Origin of the sequence: Kutzneria kofuensis (genome assembly GCF_014203355.1) — a bacterium.
GTDB classification, from domain to species: Bacteria; Actinomycetota; Actinomycetes; order Mycobacteriales; family Pseudonocardiaceae; genus Kutzneria; species Kutzneria kofuensis.
On the sequence record NZ_JACHIR010000001.1, the window covers coordinates 2,635,185 to 2,652,449 of the forward strand.

Here is a 17,265-nt window from a genome sequence, read left to right on the forward strand (position 1 = left end):
GCTCGTGCCGGCGCGCGGGCGCATAGTGGCAGGTCAGATGGCCTGAACGGTCAGCTGAAGTCGAGGTCGGCGTTGCGGCTGCGCTTCAGCTCGAAGAAGTGCGGGAAGCCGGCCAGCACCTTCGCCGCGTCGAACAGCTCGGCGGCGCGCTCGCCGCGCGGGATGGACGCCAGCACCGGCCCGAAGTAGGCGACGTCGTCGATGTGGATGGTCGGCGTGCCGACCTCGTCGCCGACGGGGTCCATGCCGCGGTGGTGGCTCTTGCGCAGCTCCTCGTCGTAATCGGTGCTGTTCGCGGCGGCGGCCAACTCGGCCGGCAGGCCGACCTCGGCGAGCGCCTCCGCGATGACGGCCTCGTAGTCCTTGTTGCCGCCGTTGTGGATCCGCGTGCCCAGCGCGGTGTACAGGTCGCGCAGCACGTCGTCACCGCGGAGCTGGGCGGCGGCGATGCACACCCGGACCGGACCCCAGGCCCGGTCGCAGAACTCCCGGTACCACGGCTCGATCTCGCGGTGCTCGTTGAGCACCGACAGGCTCATCACCCGGAAGTGGAGATCGATGTCCCGGTGCTGCTCGACCTCCAGGATCCATCTCGACGTGATCCAGGCGAACGGGCAGGCGGGGTCGAAGTAGAAGTCGACACGGGTCACGGTTTCCCCCTCTGAAAATCGCGTTTCCGCAGCGTACACGGCTGCGATACTCACGCCATGTCGATCGTGACGACCGGCCGGGACGTGGCCGAGGAGACCATCGCCTTCAACGAGAAGCTGGCCGGGATCCTGGCGGCGGCGCCCGCCGTGTACGAGGTCGAGGACATCGCCCAGCTACGGGCCGGATTCGGCGTGTTCCCGCCGCCGAAGATCCTGGACGAGGGCGTGGACCGGACGGTGCCCGGTCGCGACGGCGACGTGTCGGTGCGGGTGTTCACCCCGGACGACGTCCGGGGCGTCTACCTGCACATGCACCCCGGCGGGCGGGTGCTCGGGTCGGCCCGCAACCAGGACGTCCGGCTGTGGACGCTGGCCGTCGAGACGTCGCTGGCGGTCGTGTCCGTCGACTACCGGCTGGCACCCGAGCACCCGCACCCCGCCGCCGTGCACGACTGCGAGGACGCCGCCCGGTGGCTGGTCGACTCGGCCAAAGCCGAGTTCGGCACCGACCGGCTGCTGCTCGGCGGCGAGTCCGCCGGCGCGGAACTGGCCGTGCAGGTGCTGCTGCGGCTGCGGGATTCCGGGCAGCACCGGGCTTTCCGCGCCGCGCACCTCTCGTACGGCGTCTACGACATGGCCCTCACGCCGAGCGCCCGCGCGTTCGGCGAGCAGCACCTCGTAACCGGAACCGCGTCGGAGCGATGGTTCCGGACGCAGGCGTATCCGGGGCTGTCCGAGGCCGAGCTGCACGCCCCGGACATCTCACCCCTGTACGCCGACCTGCACGACCTGCCGGCGGCACGCTTTGTCGTCGGCACCAGGGATCCGCTGCTGGACGACACCCTGTTCATGTCCGCACGCTGGCGTGCCGCCGGCAACCCGTGTGAGCTGGAGGTCGTCGCCGAGGCGGTGCACGGCTTCACGGCGTTCCCGATCACCGTCGCCACCCGGGAACTGGCCGCGCAGAACGCCTACCTGGCCAGTTGGTCCGCCAGGAACGCATAGATGTCGGCGATGAGGGCGTTGCGCTGGTCCCGGGTGGAACCGAAACCGTGGCCGCCGTGCTCCTCCACCCGGATCAGCACCGGCCGGTCGGAGGCGGTTGCCGCCTGCAGCCGTGCACCCATCTTGGCCGGCTGCCACGCCGCCACCCGCGGGTCGTTCAGCCCGACGGTGAGCAACACCGCTGGGTACTCGGTGCCGTCGACGACCCGCAGGTAGCTGTCCACGATCAGCAGCGCGCGCAGGCCGTCCTCGGTGGTCTGCGTGCCGAACTCCGGCGCGTTGACCGGACCGTTCTCGCTGAACTCCATCCGGGTCGTGTTGAACACCGCGACCTGCGACACCATCGCCGCGAACAGGTCCGGCCGCCGGACCAGCGCGCCGCCGGTGGGGATGCCGCCCGCGCTGCCGCCGTCGCCGGCCAGCCGCTCCGGCCGGGTGTAGCCGGTCTCGACCAGGTACTCGGCGCAGTCGATGAAGTCGGTGATGGTGTTCTCCTTGTTCAGCAGCTGCCCGGCCAGGTGCCACTCGTGGCCGTACTCGCCGCCGCCGCGCAGGCCGGCCAGCGCGTACACGCCGCCGCGCTCCAGCCACGGCAGCAGCCGGGGGTTGAACGCCCGGCGCAGCAGGATGCCGTACGAGCCGTAGCCGGTGACCAGGGCCGGGTTGTTGCCGTCGAGGGGAAGTCCCTTGCGGTGCAACACGGTCAGCGGCACCAGCACGCCGTCCCGGGCCGGCGCCCGCAGCTGCGTGACCTCGATGTCGCCGAAGTCCACCGGCGAACGCGGAATCCAGCCGGTGTCGTGCAGCTCGCCGTCGTAGCGATAGGCCGTCGGCGGCTGCGTCCAAGAGCTGAACACGATCAGGGCCGACTTGCCGTCGGGGTGGGCGGACCACTGCAGGACGGTGCCGCCGGCCGGCAGCGGCACCTCCTCGATCGGGCCGCCGTTCAACCGGATACGCCGCATTCGGGCGGTGCCGGCGTCGATGTCCCGGATCAACAGGTGGTCGCCGATGACGCGGATGCCCATCACGACGCGGTCGCCGGCGGGCACCACGATGCGGCGCGTGCCGTCGGTCAGCGACCACGCCTGCACCTCGTGCCGCGGCGCGTCCTTGTGCGTGACGAGGTAGAGAGTGTCGCCGTGGATCGCGTAGGCGGTGAAGCCGTCGGTCGGGTCGGCGATCTTGCGCCACTCGCACGTCGTCAGGTCGGCGATCCCGGACCTGGGCGCGGCGTACAGGCTGGAGTCGGTCAGCTCCTCGGTGATCGACTGGCCGGAGGCGCGGTGCGAGATCAGCGCGAACATCAGCTCGGAGCCCTCGGGCAGCAGCATGTACGGCCGGTCGAGCGGCCCGATCGGCAGCGTCGGGTTGTGGCCGCGGCGCAGGGCGACCGTGGCCTCCTTGTGGCCGATCAGCTGCAACCAGGTGGCACTGTCGTCGCGACGCCGGTCCGCCGGCAGGTTCGGGTCGGGATCCGGGTAGCGGTGGCAGAAGAAGCCGGAGCCGTCGGGCAGCCAGACCGGGTAGCCGTGCGAGGACTGGGCCAGCCCGGTCGGCGTGAGCTCGCCGGTGGCCACGTCCAGCACGTGGGCCACGCCCATCTCGGCGCCGCCCTGCGAGATGCCGCAGACGACGAGGCTGCCGTCCGGGCTCGGTTCGTACCAGTCGATGCTGCTGTGCACGTCGCCGCCGAGCGTGCCGGGGTCGAGGATCACTCGCTCCTCGTCGCCCTCCCGGACCACGAGCACCGGCAGGTCGCCGGCCTGCCGCAGGAAGAAGACGCGGTCGCCGGCCATCGCGAAGGCGGTGATCTCGACGGTGTCCTCGGTCAGCTCGGTCAGGCGGGCCAGGAACTCCGCCCGAAGGGGCAGGCCGGCGAGGTGCCGTTCGGTCTTCTCGCCCTGGGCGAGCAGCCACTCCCGGAGCTCCGGGCCCTGCTCCATCCACCGGTACGGGTCGACCAGCTGCTGGCCGAACACCGTGTCCACGACGGTCTGCACCCGAGCGCTCGTCACGTCTGCTCCCCCCACTTGACAGCCCTGCCATCGAGCGTACCGTCTTGAGGGTAATTGAACTGTACGGATCAGTTCACATGGGGATGGAGGCCCGTCATGCGCGTCGATGTGCACGCCCACCTGTGGAGCGAGCGTTACCTGGAACTGATGGCCGGACTCGGCGTGCCGACGCAGGCCCAGCGCGGCCTCGGCGCCGGGTCGGCCGACGAGGAGCTGGCCGCACGGTTCGCGCAGCTCGACGCGGCCGGCGTCGACCTCCAGGTGCTGTCCGTCCCGCCCGTTTCGCCGCATGTCGCCGACGAGGCCGCCGCCACCCGCGCGGCTCGGCTCGTCAACGACGAGTACGCCGACGTCGTCGCCAAGCACCCCGAGCGGTTCCGCGCCTTCGCCGCCCTGCCGCTGCCGCACATCGACGCCTCGCTCAAGGAGCTCGTCCACGCCCTCGACGACCTCGGCATGGTCGGCGCCGCCGTCACCACGTCCATCCTCGGCCGCGGCCTCGGCGACCCCGTCTTCGAGCCCGTGTACGAGGAGCTCAACCGCCGTGGCAGCGTGCTGTACGTGCACCCCGCCGGCGAGGGCGCCGGGGCCGAGCTGATCGCCGGGCACAACCTCACCTGGTCCATCGGCGCCCCCGTCGAGGACACCGTCGCGATCATGCACCTCATCCTGGCCGGCATCCCCAGCCGCTACCCCGACATGAAGATCATCGCCTCGCATCTCGGCGGAGCGCTGCCGATGCTGCTCAACCGCACCGACCACCAGGTCCCGTGGGAGGCCCCCGGCACGCCGGAGCTGCCGAGCGTCGCCGCGCGCCGGATGTGGTTCGACACCGTCGGGCACGACCACGCCCCGGCGCTGCGGGCCGCTGTCGAAACCTTCGGCGCGGACCGCCTCGTGCTCGGCACCGACTTCCCGTACCAGGCCAAGGAGGAGTACCAGGCGGCCATCGACTACGTCACGCGCACAGTGACCCCCGAACAGGCGACGGCGATACTGGACACGAACGCCCGGGAGCTGTTCGGGTTCTAGGGCGTACCGGGCGCTGGGCGGGCTGCGGGAGCGGCGAACCGAGCAGGCGTCCGAGCGCTAGAACACGGGCCGGCCAACGCGACAGCGAGGGCGGCGAACCGAACGGGGCGCCGGCGCTAGAACACCGGGCCGTCGAAGCGGTCCACCACCGTGAACTCCTCCACCGTCGCCCGCCGCAGCTTGGTGACGACCTTGCGCGGGTGGCCGATGGCCAGCAGGCCGGCGAGGCCGAAGCCGTCAGGGATGCCGAGCAGCTCCTTCACCGCGGGCTCCTGCCGGGCCAGCACGCTGGTGAGCACGCCACCGAGACCCTCGTTGCGGGCGGCGAGCAGGAGGTTGTGGCAGAACGGGTAGACGGAGGCGCCGGCGATGAGACCCTGCCGGTCGAGGCCGTTGTCGACGGCGGCGAGCACGCCGAGCTCGGCGACGATGAGGAGCAGGACGGGCACGTGCTCCAGGTTGTCGCCGAAATCGTTGGGGGCGGGGATGTTTCGGGCTTCCTCGAGATCGACGGCGGGACCGGTCCAGCGGCCGGCGTCGCGGGCGGCGAACGGCACGAGGCCCCGGCGGACGTGGGCCATGTACTCGCGCCAGCCCAGCTGGTAGAGCTCACGAATACGCACGCGGATGACCGGATCCTTGAGCACGACCACCCGCCAGCCCTGACGGTTGCCGCCGCTGGGCGCGAACCGGGCGTGGTCGAGCATCCGGCGCAGCACCTCGTCCGACACCGGCTCGTCGGTGAACTCCCGGGTGGCGGGAGTGGTGCGCATCGCGTCGTAAAGCTCCACGAGACCTCCAAATGAACTGTACCGCCTAGTTCAGATTCGCCATCGTACTGTCCAGTTCAGTTTAGTTGGCCGGAGGTTCGGCTCCGCGAGGTGACGGCCGCCGCGCCGGACGACGTCGAGCGGGCGGACGCGGCGCTGTTCGGCTCGCCTGGCCGACGAGGCGAGGGGCTGCGTCGCCCCTGGCTACACCGACGACATGCTGTTCCACCCCCGACACCCCCAGGACTTCGGCCACAGCGCCATCGGCGGCCGGCCGGCTCGTGAAAGCGGTGATCTGACATGGGTTTCATCGACGTGCACCACCACGCCGTCCCGCCGCGCTACGCCGTCGCGCTGCGCGGCAGCACCCCGATCCCGGGCGTCGACTACCCGGTCTGGGACCCGGAGTTGAGCCTGAAGGTCATGGACGACAACGGGATCGACGCCGCGGTGCTGTCGATCACCGCGCCCGGCGTGCACTTCGGCGGCGACCCCGAGCGGACCCGGCTGCTGGCCCGCGAGGTCAACGAGTACTTCGCCACGCTGCTGTCCGACCGGTTCGGGGCGTTCGCCATCCTGCCGTTGCCGGACATCGAGGCCGCGCGCGAGGAGCTGGCGTACGCGATCGACCAGCTGGGCCTGGACGGCGTCGGCGTCCTGACCGCCTACGACAACCGGTATCTCGGCTCGCCGGAGTTCGAGCCGCTGCTGGCGGAGATCGCCGAGCGCGGGCTGGCCGTGCACGTCCACCCGGCCACGCCGGCGATGGCCGACCTGGCCACCTTCGACCTGCCGCCGTCGCTGTACGAGTTCACCTTCGAGACCACACGGACCGCGGCGAGCCTGCTGTTCAACGGAGTTCTCGACCGGCTGCCGGACCTCAGGCTGATCCTGTCGCACGCCGGCGGCACGATTCCGTTCCTGGCCAACCGGTTGACGTACGGCCCGACGATCGGCGCCCACCTGGCCGAGCGGGCGCCGAGCGACGTGCTGGGCACGCTGCGCCGGCTGCACTTCGACATCGCCATGTCCGCCAACCGGTTCACGCTGCCGTCGCTGGCCGCGTTCGCCGATCCGGCGAACGTGCTGTTCGGCAGCGACTTCCCGTTCATGCCGGTGTCCACGACCGAGGAGACCGTGGCCGGGCTGGCCGAGAGCCGGGAGTGGACGGGCGCACAGAAGGCCGCCATCGGCCGGGACAACGCGCTGCGGCTGCTGCCCCGGCTGGCGGCGAGACTCACTCCACCCCGTAGTAGCTGAGGAACATGTCCACGCCGGCGACGATCAGGCGGTCCGCCAGCTTCTTGGCCGGGGTCCGGCCGTAGGCCCCGTAGACCAGGTTCGGGGAGAGCACCAGGCCCGAGAGCTGGAGGACCGCCAGCTCGACGTCGGGGATGTCCAGGACGCCGCGCTGGCCCAGCCGGGTCAGCGCCGTCGCGAACACCGCGTGCAGCCGGTTCGGGCCGTGCTCCAGCCAGGTCTCACCCAGCTCCGGGAACCGCTTCGACTCGGCGACGACCAGGGTGCGCAGCGCCATCATGTCCGGCACGGTCAGGGCCGTCACCCAGGCCCGGCAGGCCTTGATCAGCTCGTCGCGCACGTCGTCGGAGTCGCCGAGGCGGGACTCCACCAGCTGCTCCACCACCGACAACGCGTCGTGCAGCTGGCCGGACACGACCGCCCGGAACAGGTTCTCCTTGCTGTCGAAGTGGTTGTACACGGTGACCTTGGAGACGCCGGCCGCCGCCGCGATCCGGTCCATGCTGACGTCGAAGCCCTCGGTCAGGAAGGCCAGCAGCGCCGCCTCCACGATGGCCTTGCGCTTGCCGTCCGCTCGCGCGCCCGACGGCGCCGCCCGTTCCGCCTCGCTCATCCCCTGACTGTACCAGCAAGTACAGTTGGCGCCGCCGGTAAACATCTGCGCCCCGCCGTGTCTCTCCCCTGACGAGACACCGAGACGGGGAGGAACGATGCAGGATCCCTTGCTGCTGACGGCGGCGCTGGCCGCGGCGAGACTGGTGTGCGGGGTGGCACGCTGGGGGATGATGTTGTACGCCGAGCGGGCGCGGGTGCGGCTGCTCGGCCGGTTGTCGCGGGCCGCCGGGCCGGGCTCGACGGTGGCCCGGCGGGACGGCCAGGGCTGGCTGGTGATCGCTCGTGGGGAGGGCGAATGAGCGGCGACTTCGACGACTTCTTCCGAACGGCCTATCCCCGGCTGATGGCCCGGGCCGTGTTGCTGTGCGGCAACCGGGCCGACGCCGAGGACGCGGTCGCCCAGGCGTTCGCCGAGGTCGCCCGCAACTGGGACACCGCGAGCGGCTACGACGCGCCGGAGGCGTACCTGCACGTGACCATGACCCGCAAGGTGTTCCGGCTGCGCCGGCAGCGGCTCCGGCAGGAGGAGGTGGCGGCGTTGGAGCTGCCGGTTTCCCCGTACGCGACGCCGCACGAGGCGTGGGCGGCCAAGGAGGTGCTGGCGGTGGTCGCCGGGCTGCCGCCGGTGCAGCGGGCCGTGCTGGTGCACTGCTGCCTCGACGGCATGCAGCAGGCGGAGGTGGCGAAGCTGCTGGGCATCAAGCGCGGCACGGTCGCGGCGCACCTGCACAAGGCCCGCGCGGCGGTGGCCAAGAAGCTGGGCCTGGTCGCGGCGCGAACGGGTGACGGGCTGGTGACCGCGGCGAGGGAAACGCAGGACCGGCTGATCGAAGCGTTGCGAGACGCCGAACGCTGGCTGGCGGACGGTTTCGCCGCGGACCACGCCGTCCGGGAGCGGGTGCGAGCCGCCGTGGACCACGCTCAGCCGCGGCGCTGGTGGAGGCGCGGATGATCACGCTGCGCGCGGTCCTCGCGATCGTCCTGCTCGTCGGCGTCTACCTGCTCGCCCTGGTCGGCGTGGCCGTGGCCGGCCTACTGATGGTCCTGGCCGCGCAGTCGACGCAGGACTACGTCCAGGGCGAGCTGACCACGTTCAACTTCCAGATCGTGCTGCTCCTGTTCGGTTCCGTCGTCACGCTGGTCGCCGTGATCGGCGGCCTGTTCCGGGTCGGCCAGGCGGGCTCGGACACCGGTTCGGTGTTGGTCGACGAGGAGGACGCGCCGGAGCTGTGGACGTTCGTCAAGCAGGTGGCGGCCGAGGCCGGGATCCGGCCGCCGGACGAGCTGCGGCTGACCGGCGAGGTGAACGCCTCCGTCAGCGAGGACGCGCGGCTGCTGGGCCTGCTGCCCGGCCGCCGTCGCCTGCACCTGGGGCTGCCGTTGCTGGCCACGCTGTCCGCGAACGAGCTCCGCGCGCTGCTCGGCCACGAGTTCGGGCACTACATCGGCTGGCACACCCGGGTCGGCGTGGTCGTGCACCGCGGCTACCTGGCGCTGGACCGTCTCCAGAACAACCTCATCGAGGCCGGCACCGCCTTCCGCTGGGGGCCGGCGGGCCTGTTGAGCTACGCCTTCGCCGGCTACATCCGGCTGTACGCGCGGATCTCCTTCGCGGTGCGGCGCCGGCAGGAGTTCGAGGCCGACGCCGTCGCCGCCCGCATCGCCGGCCCTCGGGCCGTCGCCCAGGCGCTGCGGTCGCTGGCCGCCATCGACGCAAGCTGGCACGCCTACGTACAGAACTACCTGCTCCGGACCGCGGCCGCCGGCTACGCGCCGGAGGATCCGCTGGCCATGTTCGTGGCGATGCTGTCGGACGCGCCGGTCCGGGCGGTCGATCCCGGGCCGGAGCCGCGCAACCCGTACGCGAGCCACCCCAGCACCGCCGACCGGCTGGCCCGGCTCGCCGGGATGGATGTCGACGTGCCGACGCGGCTGCCCGAGCCCACGCCGTCGACCTGGCGTTATCCCCGACGGGAAGTGGTCGAGCACCTGCTGCCCGACCGTGAGGTGGAGACGCTGCCGTCCGCGCAGTGGCTGGACAAGGCCGCTCACCAGGCCGCCCCGACCGCGTCGGCCCGGACGCTGCTCGCCGCCGCCGGCTCCGGCGCCACGCTCGCCACCGTGCTCGACACCTTGGAAGCCGGCGAGGCCGCCCGGCTCGCCGTGCGCTTCGACCCCGACGACCGGCACCGTGCCATGGCCCGGCTGTGTGAAGCCCTGCATGCGCTGGTCGGGCACTACCTCGTCGAGGCCGGCAGCGCGCATTGGCGGCTGTCGTGGACCGGGCCGAGCGAGCTCGTCGTCAGCGAGCTGCGGGCCGACGGCGTGCACGTGCTGCCCTTCGCCGAACTGAACGGTTTGGTTTTCGAGGCCGTCGACCACCGCTCCGGCGTCGACCGGCTGCGCCTGCACCTCGCGTCCTTACGCGTCGACCCCCGCCGGCCCTTCGCCTCCGAGACCGAGCAGTCCACCAGCGTCGTCTTCGACACCGAGCCCCTGCGCCGGGACCGCGCCCGCCGCACCCGCGTCATCGCCCTCTACGGCGCCGCGGTGATCGCCATCGTCGCCGTCTCCGTGATCGCCGACGGGTCGAACGAGGACCCGCCCCGCAACATCACGACGGTGCTGCCGACCTACACCGCGCCGACCACCCACTACCGACTGCCCACCAGCCTGTTCCCCTATCCGACGCTGCCCCGGCCCACCTTCGACATCTCGATCATCCCTGCGCCGCCGTTGCTGACCCCGACGAACGGGAACCCATGACACACGCTCTGATCATCGGCGGCGGCATCGCCGGCGCCGCGACCGCACTCGCGCTGGGCAAGGCCGGCGTGACCTCGACCGTGTACGAGGCGTACCCGACCGGGGGCGACGACGTCGGCGCCTGGCTCATGGTGATGCACAACGGAATGGACGCGCTGCGGGCGATCGACGCGGACAAGCCGGTGATCGAGGCGTCGTTCCGCACCCGCGACGTCGAGTACATCGGCGCCGACGGCAAGACCTTCGCCAGCGGACCGATGGGCGCCGCCCACCCCGACCCGGACGGCCCCCGCACGATCAAGCGAGCGGACCTCTACCTTGCTCTGCAAGGGGAACTCGAACGCCGTGGCGGGAAGATCGAACACGGCAAGCGACTGGTGAGCGCCGAGATCACCGACCGGGTGGTGGCGACGTTCGAGGACGGCGGCACCGCCAAGGGTGACTTCCTGGTCGGCGCGGACGGCGTCTGGTCCACCACCCGCGGCCTGATCGACCTCGACGCACCGAAACCCGAGTTCAGTGGCGTCACGCTGGTCTACGGCTACACCCGCGACCCGTCGGTCCCGACCGTGCAGGACACGTGCCGGCTGATCACCGGCGGCGTGGTCTGCACGACGTCCCCGGAGAACGAGACCTTCTGGGCCGCGGTCGTGCCCGGGCCGCCGGACGACCGGCCCTGGCTGGAGGTGCTGGCCGCCCAGGTCGCCGGGACCGACATCCCGCGCCGGGTGATCACCGCCGAGCAGGACGACGTGCTGGCGACCGGGATCCACCACCTGCCGCACGCCTTGCCGCGCTGGCACAACTCGCGGATGGTGCTGGTCGGCGACGCCGCCCATCTCAGCGCGACCTCGGCCGCCCAGGGCGCCTCGATCGCCTTGGAGGACAGCGTGATCCTCGCCATGTGCGTGCGGGACGTCCCGGACCTGGAGCGGGCTTTCGCCGCGTACCAACGGATTCGGGCGCCGCGGGCGCAGCGGCTGGCGGAGATGGTGGCCAAGCCGGTCCGCACGCCCGAGGAGGCCAGGGAAAACGCCCGGCCGGAGGTCCGGGCATGGCTGTACGAGCACGAAATTCACTGGAACGAGGTCATCGTGCCGTGAACACGTTGGCACGCGTGCACGGCTGACGTAGCGTCGGCGGCGCATTCGTTCCGCTGGAAGGGATTCCGCCGTTGACCACCGAGTTGCCCGAGACCATGCGCGCCGTCCGGTTCCACTCCGAGACGGGAAAGCTGAGCCTGGAGACGGTGCCGGTGCCGCGCCCGGGGCCGAGCGAGGTGGTGGTGAAGGTCGCGGCGTGCGGGATCTGCCACTCGGACCTGAGCCAGTTCGACGGCCACATCCCGGCCCGGTTCCCGGAGATCACGCCCGGTCACGAGGCGTCGGGCACGGTGGCGGCGGTGGGCAGCGACGTGCGGCACTGGACGGTCGGCGACCGGGTGGTGATCGCGGCCGGCAGGGCGTGCGGGCGCTGCCGGTCGTGCGTGTTCGGCGGGAACATCGACGACTGCGAGGCGCTGGAGGTCATGGCCTTCGCGTACGACGGCGCGTGGGCGGAGTACGTGGTGACCCCGGGCGTGTCGCTGATCTCGGTGCCGGACGGCGTGCCGATGGAGCAGGCCGCGGTGCTGGCCGACGCCGTCTCCACGCCGTACGGCGCGCTGGAGACCGCCGACCTGCGGGTCGCGGAGTCGGTGGGCGTGTGGGGGCTGGGCGGCATCGGCACGCACCTGGTCCAGCTGGCCCGGATCGCCGGCGCGTCGCCGATCATCGGCCTCGACCCCGTCGCCGAGGTGCGCGAAAGGGCCCTCTCGCTCGGCGCGGACTTCACGCTGGACCCGCTGGCCGAGGACACGCCGGAGCGGATCAAGGAGATCACCGGCGGCCGCGGGCTGCGCGTGGCGTTCGACTGCGTCGGCCGCGCGTCCACGGTGGCGCAGGCCAACGGTGTGCTCGGCGCCCGCGGCCGGGCGGTCCTCGTCGGCATCAGCGGCGAGACCATCGAGCTCGGCCGCGAGGGGACGTTCGTCGGACGTCGGCACGCCGTCATCGGCCACCTCGGCTACAAGATGAGGCACCTCTCCGAGCTGGTGGAACTGGTCTCGCGGGGCCGGCTCGACCTGTCCGCCTCGGTCAGCGCGGTGCTGCCGCTGGCGGAGTTCGAGGAGGGCATCCGCCGACTGCGCGAGCACGACGGCCACCCGATCCGGGTGCTGCTGAAGCCCTGACGGTGGAGACCCGGTCCACCCCGATCTCCACCGCCGGGAGGTGCTGGTCCACCCGGGTGTCTCCGTAGCGTCCGGGCCATGGACGACAACAGCCTTCAGGAGGTCGCCGGCATCCTGGCGCTCCGCTTCGCCGTCGTCGGCGGGGTGGTGGCGCTGGTGGTGCTCGGACTGTTCGCGATCGCGCTGCTGCTCCGCCGCTACGGCAAGCTCGACCGGGCCCGGCAGGTGGTCGAGCCCGTGCTGCGGGAGCAGGCCCGGCGTCGCGGCGGGCTCACGAACATGGTCGTCGAGCGCGTGATCAAGGAGCGCCGCTGATGGGCGCCGTGCTGCAGGTCCTGCTCACCCGGTTCCTGATGATCGGGGCCGGCGTGGTCGGGCTGGTCGTGCTGCTGTTCGTGCTGGCCCTGATCTGGCGGCGGACCGGCCGCTGACATGGCAGCCTGATGCCCGTGGCACTGCTTGATCGGATCGCGCCGGCGTGGCTGGTCGTCGGCCTGGTCGGGACCTGCGTCTTCGTGGTCACGCTGGCCACCGTGCAGCAGCCGACGCCCGGCTGGCTGTGGGCCCTCTACGGGCTGGGCCTGGCCTGCTGGCTCGGCTTCGTGCTGCTCGACCGGCGGGCCTTCCGGGCCGCCGCCGTGTCGCTGCTGGCGTGCCTGCTGGTGTGCGCCGCGCTGATCGGGCCGGCTCCCGACGGCACGCCCGTGCTGCTCACGTGTGTCGCGCTGGCGGTCACCTGCTCGCAGACCCGGTTGCCGTCCGGGCTGCTGGTCGGCGCGCTGGCCGTCACTCTCCTGTTCGGCGGCGGCGGTGCCCTGGCGTGGAGGCAGGGCCCGGCTTCCGCGCTCGGCGACCTGGCCGTGCTGCTGACCATGGCGTTGATCGGGTTGAGCCTGCGGCAACACCAGTTGCGGGCCCGGCTGCTCGCCTCGTACGCCGCGTTGGACGAGCGGGCGCGGATCGCCCGTGAGCTGCACGACGTGCTGGCCCACTCCCTCGGCGCGCTCGGCGTGCAACTCGAGGTCGCCGAAGGTCTGCTGGCCGAGCGTGGCGACGTGGAGGGTGGGCTGCTCCGCGTGCAGCGGGCTCGTCGGCTGGCCCACGAGGGTCTGGACGAGGCCCGCCGGGCCGTCGCCGCGCTGCGTTCCGACGCCCCACCGCTGGTCGACGCCCTGACCCGAGGCCCTGACCAACGCCGCCAGGCACGCCCCCGGCTCGGCCGTCTCCGTGTCCCTGGACTACGGATCCACCGTGGCGCTTCGGGTCTACAACGCGTCGCCGGACGAGCCGGCGCCGCCCGGGCACGGGCTCACCGGGATGCGGGAGCGGATCGCGCTCGTCGGTGGCACGCTGACCGCGGGACGATCGGGAGAGGGCTGGCTCGTGACCGCCGAGGTGCCGGAATGATCAGGGTTGTCGTCGTCGACGACCAGCTGGTGATGCGCGAGGGCCTGGTCGCCCTGCGCGATCTCGTGGACGACGTCGAGGTCGTCGGCGACGCCGGCACCGGGGCCGACGCCCTGGAGCTGCTGGGGTCGCGGGACGTCGACGTCGTGCTGATGGACCTGCGGATGCCCGTCATGGACGGCGTCGAGGCCACCCGCCGCATCACCTCGGCCCATCCCGACGTCGCCGTTGTCGTGTTCACCACCTACGCCGACGACGAGTCCATCACCAGCGCCCTGCGGGCCGGGGCCCGCGGCTACCTCACCAAGGACGCCGGCCGCGCCGAGATCGCCGCCGCCCTGCGGGCCGTCGCCGCCGGACAGTCCACTTTCGACGCCGCCGTCTCGCAACGTATCGTCGCCGCCCTCGCCTCCCCCGGCCGCCCGCCCGCCGGGCTGACCGCGCGGGAGGCCGAGGTGCTCACCCTCATCGCCAAGGGCCTCGGGAACGCCGACATCGCCGGCACGCTGTTCATCGGCGAGACCACCGTCAAGACCCACATCAACAACCTGTTCGCCAAGATCGGCGTCCACACCCGCCCCGAGGCCATCCGCTACGCGTATCGACACGGCCTGGTGACGCCGTGAAGCTGCCGGCCTGCCCACACTCACGGCACGGGCAGAAGGCTGGCCTCCGCGCCGGCCCGCTCGAACTCCAGCAGGTACTGCTTGCGCGCCAGGCCGCCGCCGTAGCCGGTGAGGTCGCCACCGGCGCCGACCACCCGGTGACAGGGCACGATGATGCCGATCGGGTTCTTGCCGTTGGCCAGCCCCACCGCGCGGGCGGCGCTGGGCTTTCCGATCTGCTGGGCCAGCTCGCCGTAGGAAATGGTTTCGCCGTAAGGGATCTCGCGCAGCGCCGACCACACCGTCCGCTGGAAGGGCGTGCCGCGCAGGGACAACGGCAGGTCGAAGGTGTCGAGCTCGCCGGCGAAGTACGCTGCCAACTGCTCGACCGCCGCCCCGAACGGCCCGGCCTGCGCCTCGCCGAACGTCTCCTCCGCCGGGCGGTGCCGCTGGCTCTCCATGTACAGGCCGGTGAGCACTCCGTCCTCGCCGACGAGGGTCAGCGGGCCGACGGGGCTGTCCACGATGGTCTTCACGTTCATGTCACCAGCATGGCGTTGGACGACGGCTCTGGCTGGCGGGAATCAGACATCAACGGCCCGGTGCGCCCGGCGGTAGTCGCTGGGCAGGGAACCGGTCTCCCGCCGGAAGACCACCCGGAAGTTGGCGGCGGTGCCCATGCCGGCGGCGTCGGCGATCCGGTCCACGGACCAGTCGGAGGTCTCCAGCAGCCGCCGGGCGACGAGAATCCGTTGCAGCGTAAGCCATCGCATCGGCGGCAGGCCGGTCTCCCCGCGGAATCGCCGGATGAAGGTGCGCCGGGACATGGCGGCGTGGCGGGCGAGCGTGTCGACGGTGAGAGGCTGGGACAGGCGGGAGAGCGCCCACTCGCGGGTGGCGGCGAGGTCGGCGCCGGGTGGGGCGAGGACGTCGACGTACTGGGGTTGCGGGCCGAGGCGGGCCGGTGAGGCGATGGCCTCCCGGCCGGCGGCGAGTTCGGCCTCGACGCCGAAGTCCTCACGGATCAGGTGCAGGCACAGGTCGATGCCCGCGCCGGCGCCGGCCGAGGTGAGCAGATTGCCGTCCGGCACGAACAGGACGTTGTCGACGACCTTGGTGTCGGGGAACAACTCCCGCAGCATGCCGGCGTACCGCCAGTGCGTGGTGACCCGCCGGTCGGCGGTGATTCCGCTGGCGGCCAAGGCAAAGGTTCCGGTGCAGATGCCGACGACGGTGACGCCGCGGGCGAAGGCGTCGGCGATGGCGGTCCGGAATGCGGGCGGCGGCGGGAGGTGCGGATCGCCGTACCCGGGGACGACGAGGACATCCGCGTCGTCGACGGCGGACAGCGGGTGCGACGGAACGATCACGACGCCCGCCGCCGGCCCGGCCTGCCCGGGCTCGCCGACGGTCAGCAGCTCGTAGCCGGGCTGGTCGCCGAGGATGTTGACGGCGATGCTGTAGTCGAGCGCGAGCACGCGCGGCAGCACGAGCACCACGACCCTGCGCGCCATCCGCCCACCTCCTGGCACGATCCTTGCCGTCAACGGCACGGTTCCGGCTGTTCCCGGGCCCGCCGCGAATCCTACGGTGCGACCATGACAACAGCTCAGGTCGAGAGTTTCGGCGTCCCGTGGGAAGAGGGCTACGGCTACGTGCAGGCGGTCCGGCGCGGCGACACCATCTACGTGTCCGGGCAGCTCGCCAACGAGGGCCCGGACCTGGTCGCGCCCGCCCCGACCGACGAGAACCGCCGGATCACCGACTCGTCCGCGATGGGCGAGCAGATCCGCCAGACCTACGTGAACATCGAGCGGCTGCTGGCCCGGTTCGGCGCGTCGCTGGCCGACATCGTCGAGGAGGTGATCTACGTGCTCGACATGGACGCCGCGTTCGCGGTGGTCGGCGACGTCCGCAAGGCCGCCTACGGCGTGCCGGTCCCGCCGGTGGCCAGCACCATCGTGGAGTGCACCCGGCTGGCCTTCCCCGAGCAGCTGGTGGAGATCAAGGTGATCGCCAGGGTATAGACAGCGTCTCGGTCTCCGGCTCCGCCGCTTCGATGACCAGCGCCGACAGCGTGTTCACGCAGTGCAGCGCCGTCGGCCGGCGGCCCGGCTCGCGGGCGGTCATGGCCCGCAGCAGCCCGGCCAGCGGCCCCGGCAGCTCCTCCGGGATCTGCGGGTCGCGGGTCAGCCGGGCCAGGGCCGCCTCCAGCTTGTTCGGACCGTCGTACTCGCGGCGGCCGGTGATGCACTCCAGCAGCACCAGGCCGAGCGCGTAGACGTCGACGGCCGGCCCGAGCGCGCTGCCGAGGATCTGCTCCGGCGCCAGGTAGGCGGGCGTGCCGATGACCTCGTCGACGGCCGTCACCCGGGCCTGGCCGGCCAGCAGCGCGATGCCGAAGTCGCTCAGGTGCGGCAGCCCCTCCTCGTCCAGGAGGATGTTGGACGGCTTCACGTCCCGGTGCACCACGCCCTGGGCGTGCACGTGCGCCAGCCCGTCGGCGAGCAGCGCGACCAGCACCACCGCCTCGGCGGTCAGCATCGAGCCCTGGCGGAGCCGCTTGCTCAGGCTGGTGCCGCGGATCAGCTGCATCACCAGGTACGGCCGGCCCAGGTGGACGCCGCCGTCGTACACCGACACCAGGCGGCGGTGGTTGAGCCGGTCCAGCGCGCGGGCCTCGTCCGCGATCCGCCGGCATGCGGTCGCGTCCAGGTCGGCCGGGAACAGCTTGACCGCGACCTGGCGGTCGAGCAGCTCGTCGTAGGCGTCGTACACCTCCGTGCCGACCCCGCGCCCCAGCAGGCCGTCGACCCGGAACCTGGCCGGCAGCGGCTGGCTCGGCGGCTCGTACGCCACATAGGGTCGCTGCCGCATCCGGTTCACCTCCGCACACCCCCAGTTGGC

The 17,265-nt window shown here is 72.0% G+C and carries 18 protein-coding genes and 1 pseudogene; 12 read left to right on the forward strand and 7 right to left on the reverse strand.

All coding sequences use genetic code 11. The annotated features are described in order from the left end of the window. Window positions 1–50: 50 nt before the first annotated feature. On the reverse strand, window positions 51–650 hold the full coding sequence (locus BJ998_RS12185) for a mycothiol-dependent nitroreductase Rv2466c family protein (RefSeq protein ID WP_184861251.1): 600 nt from the start codon (window positions 648–650) through the stop codon (window positions 51–53). A gap of 57 nt (window positions 651–707) precedes the next feature. On the opposite strand from BJ998_RS12185, the gene BJ998_RS12190 reads away from it, so the two are divergent. After that, window positions 708–1,655: an alpha/beta hydrolase gene (locus tag BJ998_RS12190; protein ID WP_184861253.1), complete on the forward strand. Its 948-nt coding sequence runs from the start codon at window positions 708–710 to the stop codon at window positions 1,653–1,655. Here BJ998_RS12190 and BJ998_RS12195 read toward each other — a convergent pair. After that, window positions 1,622–3,673, reverse strand: a complete 2,052-nt coding sequence (locus BJ998_RS12195; RefSeq protein WP_184861255.1) for a prolyl oligopeptidase family serine peptidase — start codon at window positions 3,671–3,673, stop codon at window positions 1,622–1,624. The genes BJ998_RS12190 and BJ998_RS12195 overlap by 34 nt on opposite strands. Before the next feature lie 96 nt (window positions 3,674–3,769). Here BJ998_RS12195 and BJ998_RS12200 point away from each other — a divergent pair, with 96 nt between their 5' ends. Further along, a complete protein-coding gene (locus tag BJ998_RS12200; RefSeq protein WP_184861257.1) occupies window positions 3,770–4,705 on the forward strand; it encodes an amidohydrolase family protein in 936 nt (311 codons plus the stop codon). Between the two features lie 116 nt (window positions 4,706–4,821). Here the strand turns inward: BJ998_RS12200 and BJ998_RS12205 are convergent, their stop codons facing one another. Next, the gene (locus BJ998_RS12205; protein ID WP_184861259.1) at window positions 4,822–5,496 is read right to left on the reverse strand and encodes a nitroreductase family protein; all 675 of its coding nucleotides are present in this window, start codon (window positions 5,494–5,496) and stop codon (window positions 4,822–4,824) included. A gap of 279 nt (window positions 5,497–5,775) precedes the next feature. Here BJ998_RS12205 and BJ998_RS12210 point away from each other — a divergent pair, with 279 nt between their 5' ends. Next, complete coding sequence (locus BJ998_RS12210; RefSeq protein WP_184861261.1) at window positions 5,776–6,735, forward strand: amidohydrolase family protein; 960 nt, start codon at window positions 5,776–5,778, stop codon at window positions 6,733–6,735. On the opposite strand, the gene BJ998_RS12215 is transcribed toward BJ998_RS12210, so the two are convergent. Further along, window positions 6,713–7,348 (reverse strand): TetR/AcrR family transcriptional regulator, encoded by a 636-nt coding sequence (locus BJ998_RS12215; RefSeq protein WP_184861263.1) that lies wholly within the window; start codon window positions 7,346–7,348, stop codon window positions 6,713–6,715. The genes BJ998_RS12210 and BJ998_RS12215 overlap by 23 nt on opposite strands. A gap of 97 nt (window positions 7,349–7,445) precedes the next feature. Here BJ998_RS12215 and BJ998_RS12220 point away from each other — a divergent pair, with 97 nt between their 5' ends. The 8 genes and pseudogenes from BJ998_RS12220 to BJ998_RS47380 all read left to right on the forward strand — a co-directional run bounded on the left by BJ998_RS12220 (window position 7,446) and on the right by BJ998_RS47380 (window position 14,379). Continuing rightward, window positions 7,446–7,649, forward strand: a complete 204-nt coding sequence (locus BJ998_RS12220) for a hypothetical protein (RefSeq protein WP_184861264.1) — start codon at window positions 7,446–7,448, stop codon at window positions 7,647–7,649. Beyond that, entirely contained in the window at window positions 7,646–8,302 is a 657-nt protein-coding gene (locus BJ998_RS12225) for an RNA polymerase sigma factor (protein WP_184861265.1), read from the forward strand. Before BJ998_RS12220 ends, BJ998_RS12225 begins: the two co-directional genes overlap by 4 nt. Next, window positions 8,299–10,116: a M48 family metallopeptidase gene (locus BJ998_RS12230; RefSeq protein WP_184861267.1), complete on the forward strand. Its 1,818-nt coding sequence runs from the start codon at window positions 8,299–8,301 to the stop codon at window positions 10,114–10,116. Before BJ998_RS12225 ends, BJ998_RS12230 begins: the two co-directional genes overlap by 4 nt. Further along, a complete protein-coding gene (locus BJ998_RS12235) occupies window positions 10,113–11,219 on the forward strand; it encodes an FAD-dependent oxidoreductase (RefSeq protein ID WP_184861268.1) in 1,107 nt (368 codons plus the stop codon). Before BJ998_RS12230 ends, BJ998_RS12235 begins: the two co-directional genes overlap by 4 nt. 71 nt (window positions 11,220–11,290) lie before the next feature. Further along, window positions 11,291–12,346, forward strand: a complete 1,056-nt coding sequence (locus BJ998_RS12240; RefSeq protein ID WP_246488571.1) for a zinc-binding dehydrogenase — start codon at window positions 11,291–11,293, stop codon at window positions 12,344–12,346. 78 nt (window positions 12,347–12,424) lie between these two features. After that, window positions 12,425–12,661, forward strand: coding sequence for a hypothetical protein (locus BJ998_RS12245; protein WP_184861270.1), 237 nt, complete (start codon window positions 12,425–12,427; stop codon window positions 12,659–12,661). 557 nt (window positions 12,662–13,218) lie between these two features. Continuing rightward, window positions 13,219–13,437: pseudogene (locus BJ998_RS47375) on the forward strand (histidine kinase); the annotation flags it as partial. 312 nt (window positions 13,438–13,749) lie between these two features. Continuing rightward, window positions 13,750–14,379, forward strand: coding sequence for a response regulator (locus BJ998_RS47380; protein WP_184861272.1), 630 nt, complete (start codon window positions 13,750–13,752; stop codon window positions 14,377–14,379). A 20-nt stretch (window positions 14,380–14,399) separates the two neighbouring features. Here BJ998_RS47380 and BJ998_RS12260 read toward each other — a convergent pair whose 3' ends face one another. Then, a complete protein-coding gene (locus tag BJ998_RS12260) occupies window positions 14,400–14,900 on the reverse strand; it encodes a methylated-DNA--[protein]-cysteine S-methyltransferase (protein ID WP_184861274.1) in 501 nt (166 codons plus the stop codon). A 42-nt stretch (window positions 14,901–14,942) separates the two neighbouring features. Next, entirely contained in the window at window positions 14,943–15,872 is a 930-nt protein-coding gene (locus tag BJ998_RS12265) for a GlxA family transcriptional regulator (protein ID WP_184861276.1), read from the reverse strand. Between the two features lie 84 nt (window positions 15,873–15,956). On the opposite strand from BJ998_RS12265, the gene BJ998_RS12270 reads away from it, so the two are divergent. Further along, on the forward strand, window positions 15,957–16,385 hold the full coding sequence (locus BJ998_RS12270) for a RidA family protein (RefSeq protein ID WP_184861279.1): 429 nt from the start codon (window positions 15,957–15,959) through the stop codon (window positions 16,383–16,385). On the opposite strand, the gene BJ998_RS12275 is transcribed toward BJ998_RS12270, so the two are convergent. Further along, window positions 16,363–17,235: a serine/threonine-protein kinase gene (locus BJ998_RS12275; protein ID WP_184861281.1), complete on the reverse strand. Its 873-nt coding sequence runs from the start codon at window positions 17,233–17,235 to the stop codon at window positions 16,363–16,365. The genes BJ998_RS12270 and BJ998_RS12275 overlap by 23 nt on opposite strands. Window positions 17,236–17,265: the final 30 nt, after the last annotated feature.

Bases quoted from the DNA above. Each gene is read 5' to 3' on its own strand.
- BJ998_RS12190 (WP_184861253.1), top strand. From the start codon at position 708: ATGTCGATCGTGACGACCGGCCGGGACGTGGCCGAGGAGACCATCGCC.
- BJ998_RS12200 (WP_184861257.1), top strand. From the start codon at position 3,770: ATGCGCGTCGATGTGCACGCCCACCTGTGGAGCGAGCGTTACCTGGAA.
- BJ998_RS12210 (WP_184861261.1), top strand. From the start codon at position 5,776: ATGGGTTTCATCGACGTGCACCACCACGCCGTCCCGCCGCGCTACGCC.
- BJ998_RS12215 (WP_184861263.1), bottom strand. From the start codon at position 7,348: ATGAGCGAGGCGGAACGGGCGGCGCCGTCGGGCGCGCGAGCGGACGGC.
- BJ998_RS12220 (WP_184861264.1), top strand. From the start codon at position 7,446: ATGCAGGATCCCTTGCTGCTGACGGCGGCGCTGGCCGCGGCGAGACTG.
- BJ998_RS12225 (WP_184861265.1), top strand. From the start codon at position 7,646: ATGAGCGGCGACTTCGACGACTTCTTCCGAACGGCCTATCCCCGGCTG.
- BJ998_RS12230 (WP_184861267.1), top strand. From the start codon at position 8,299: ATGATCACGCTGCGCGCGGTCCTCGCGATCGTCCTGCTCGTCGGCGTC.
- BJ998_RS12235 (WP_184861268.1), top strand. From the start codon at position 10,113: ATGACACACGCTCTGATCATCGGCGGCGGCATCGCCGGCGCCGCGACC.
- BJ998_RS12245 (WP_184861270.1), top strand. From the start codon at position 12,425: ATGGACGACAACAGCCTTCAGGAGGTCGCCGGCATCCTGGCGCTCCGC.
- BJ998_RS47380 (WP_184861272.1), top strand. From the start codon at position 13,750: ATGATCAGGGTTGTCGTCGTCGACGACCAGCTGGTGATGCGCGAGGGC.
- BJ998_RS12260 (WP_184861274.1), bottom strand. From the start codon at position 14,900: ATGAACGTGAAGACCATCGTGGACAGCCCCGTCGGCCCGCTGACCCTC.
- BJ998_RS12265 (WP_184861276.1), bottom strand. From the start codon at position 15,872: ATGGCGCGCAGGGTCGTGGTGCTCGTGCTGCCGCGCGTGCTCGCGCTC.
- BJ998_RS12270 (WP_184861279.1), top strand. From the start codon at position 15,957: ATGACAACAGCTCAGGTCGAGAGTTTCGGCGTCCCGTGGGAAGAGGGC.
- BJ998_RS12275 (WP_184861281.1), bottom strand. From the start codon at position 17,235: ATGCGGCAGCGACCCTATGTGGCGTACGAGCCGCCGAGCCAGCCGCTG.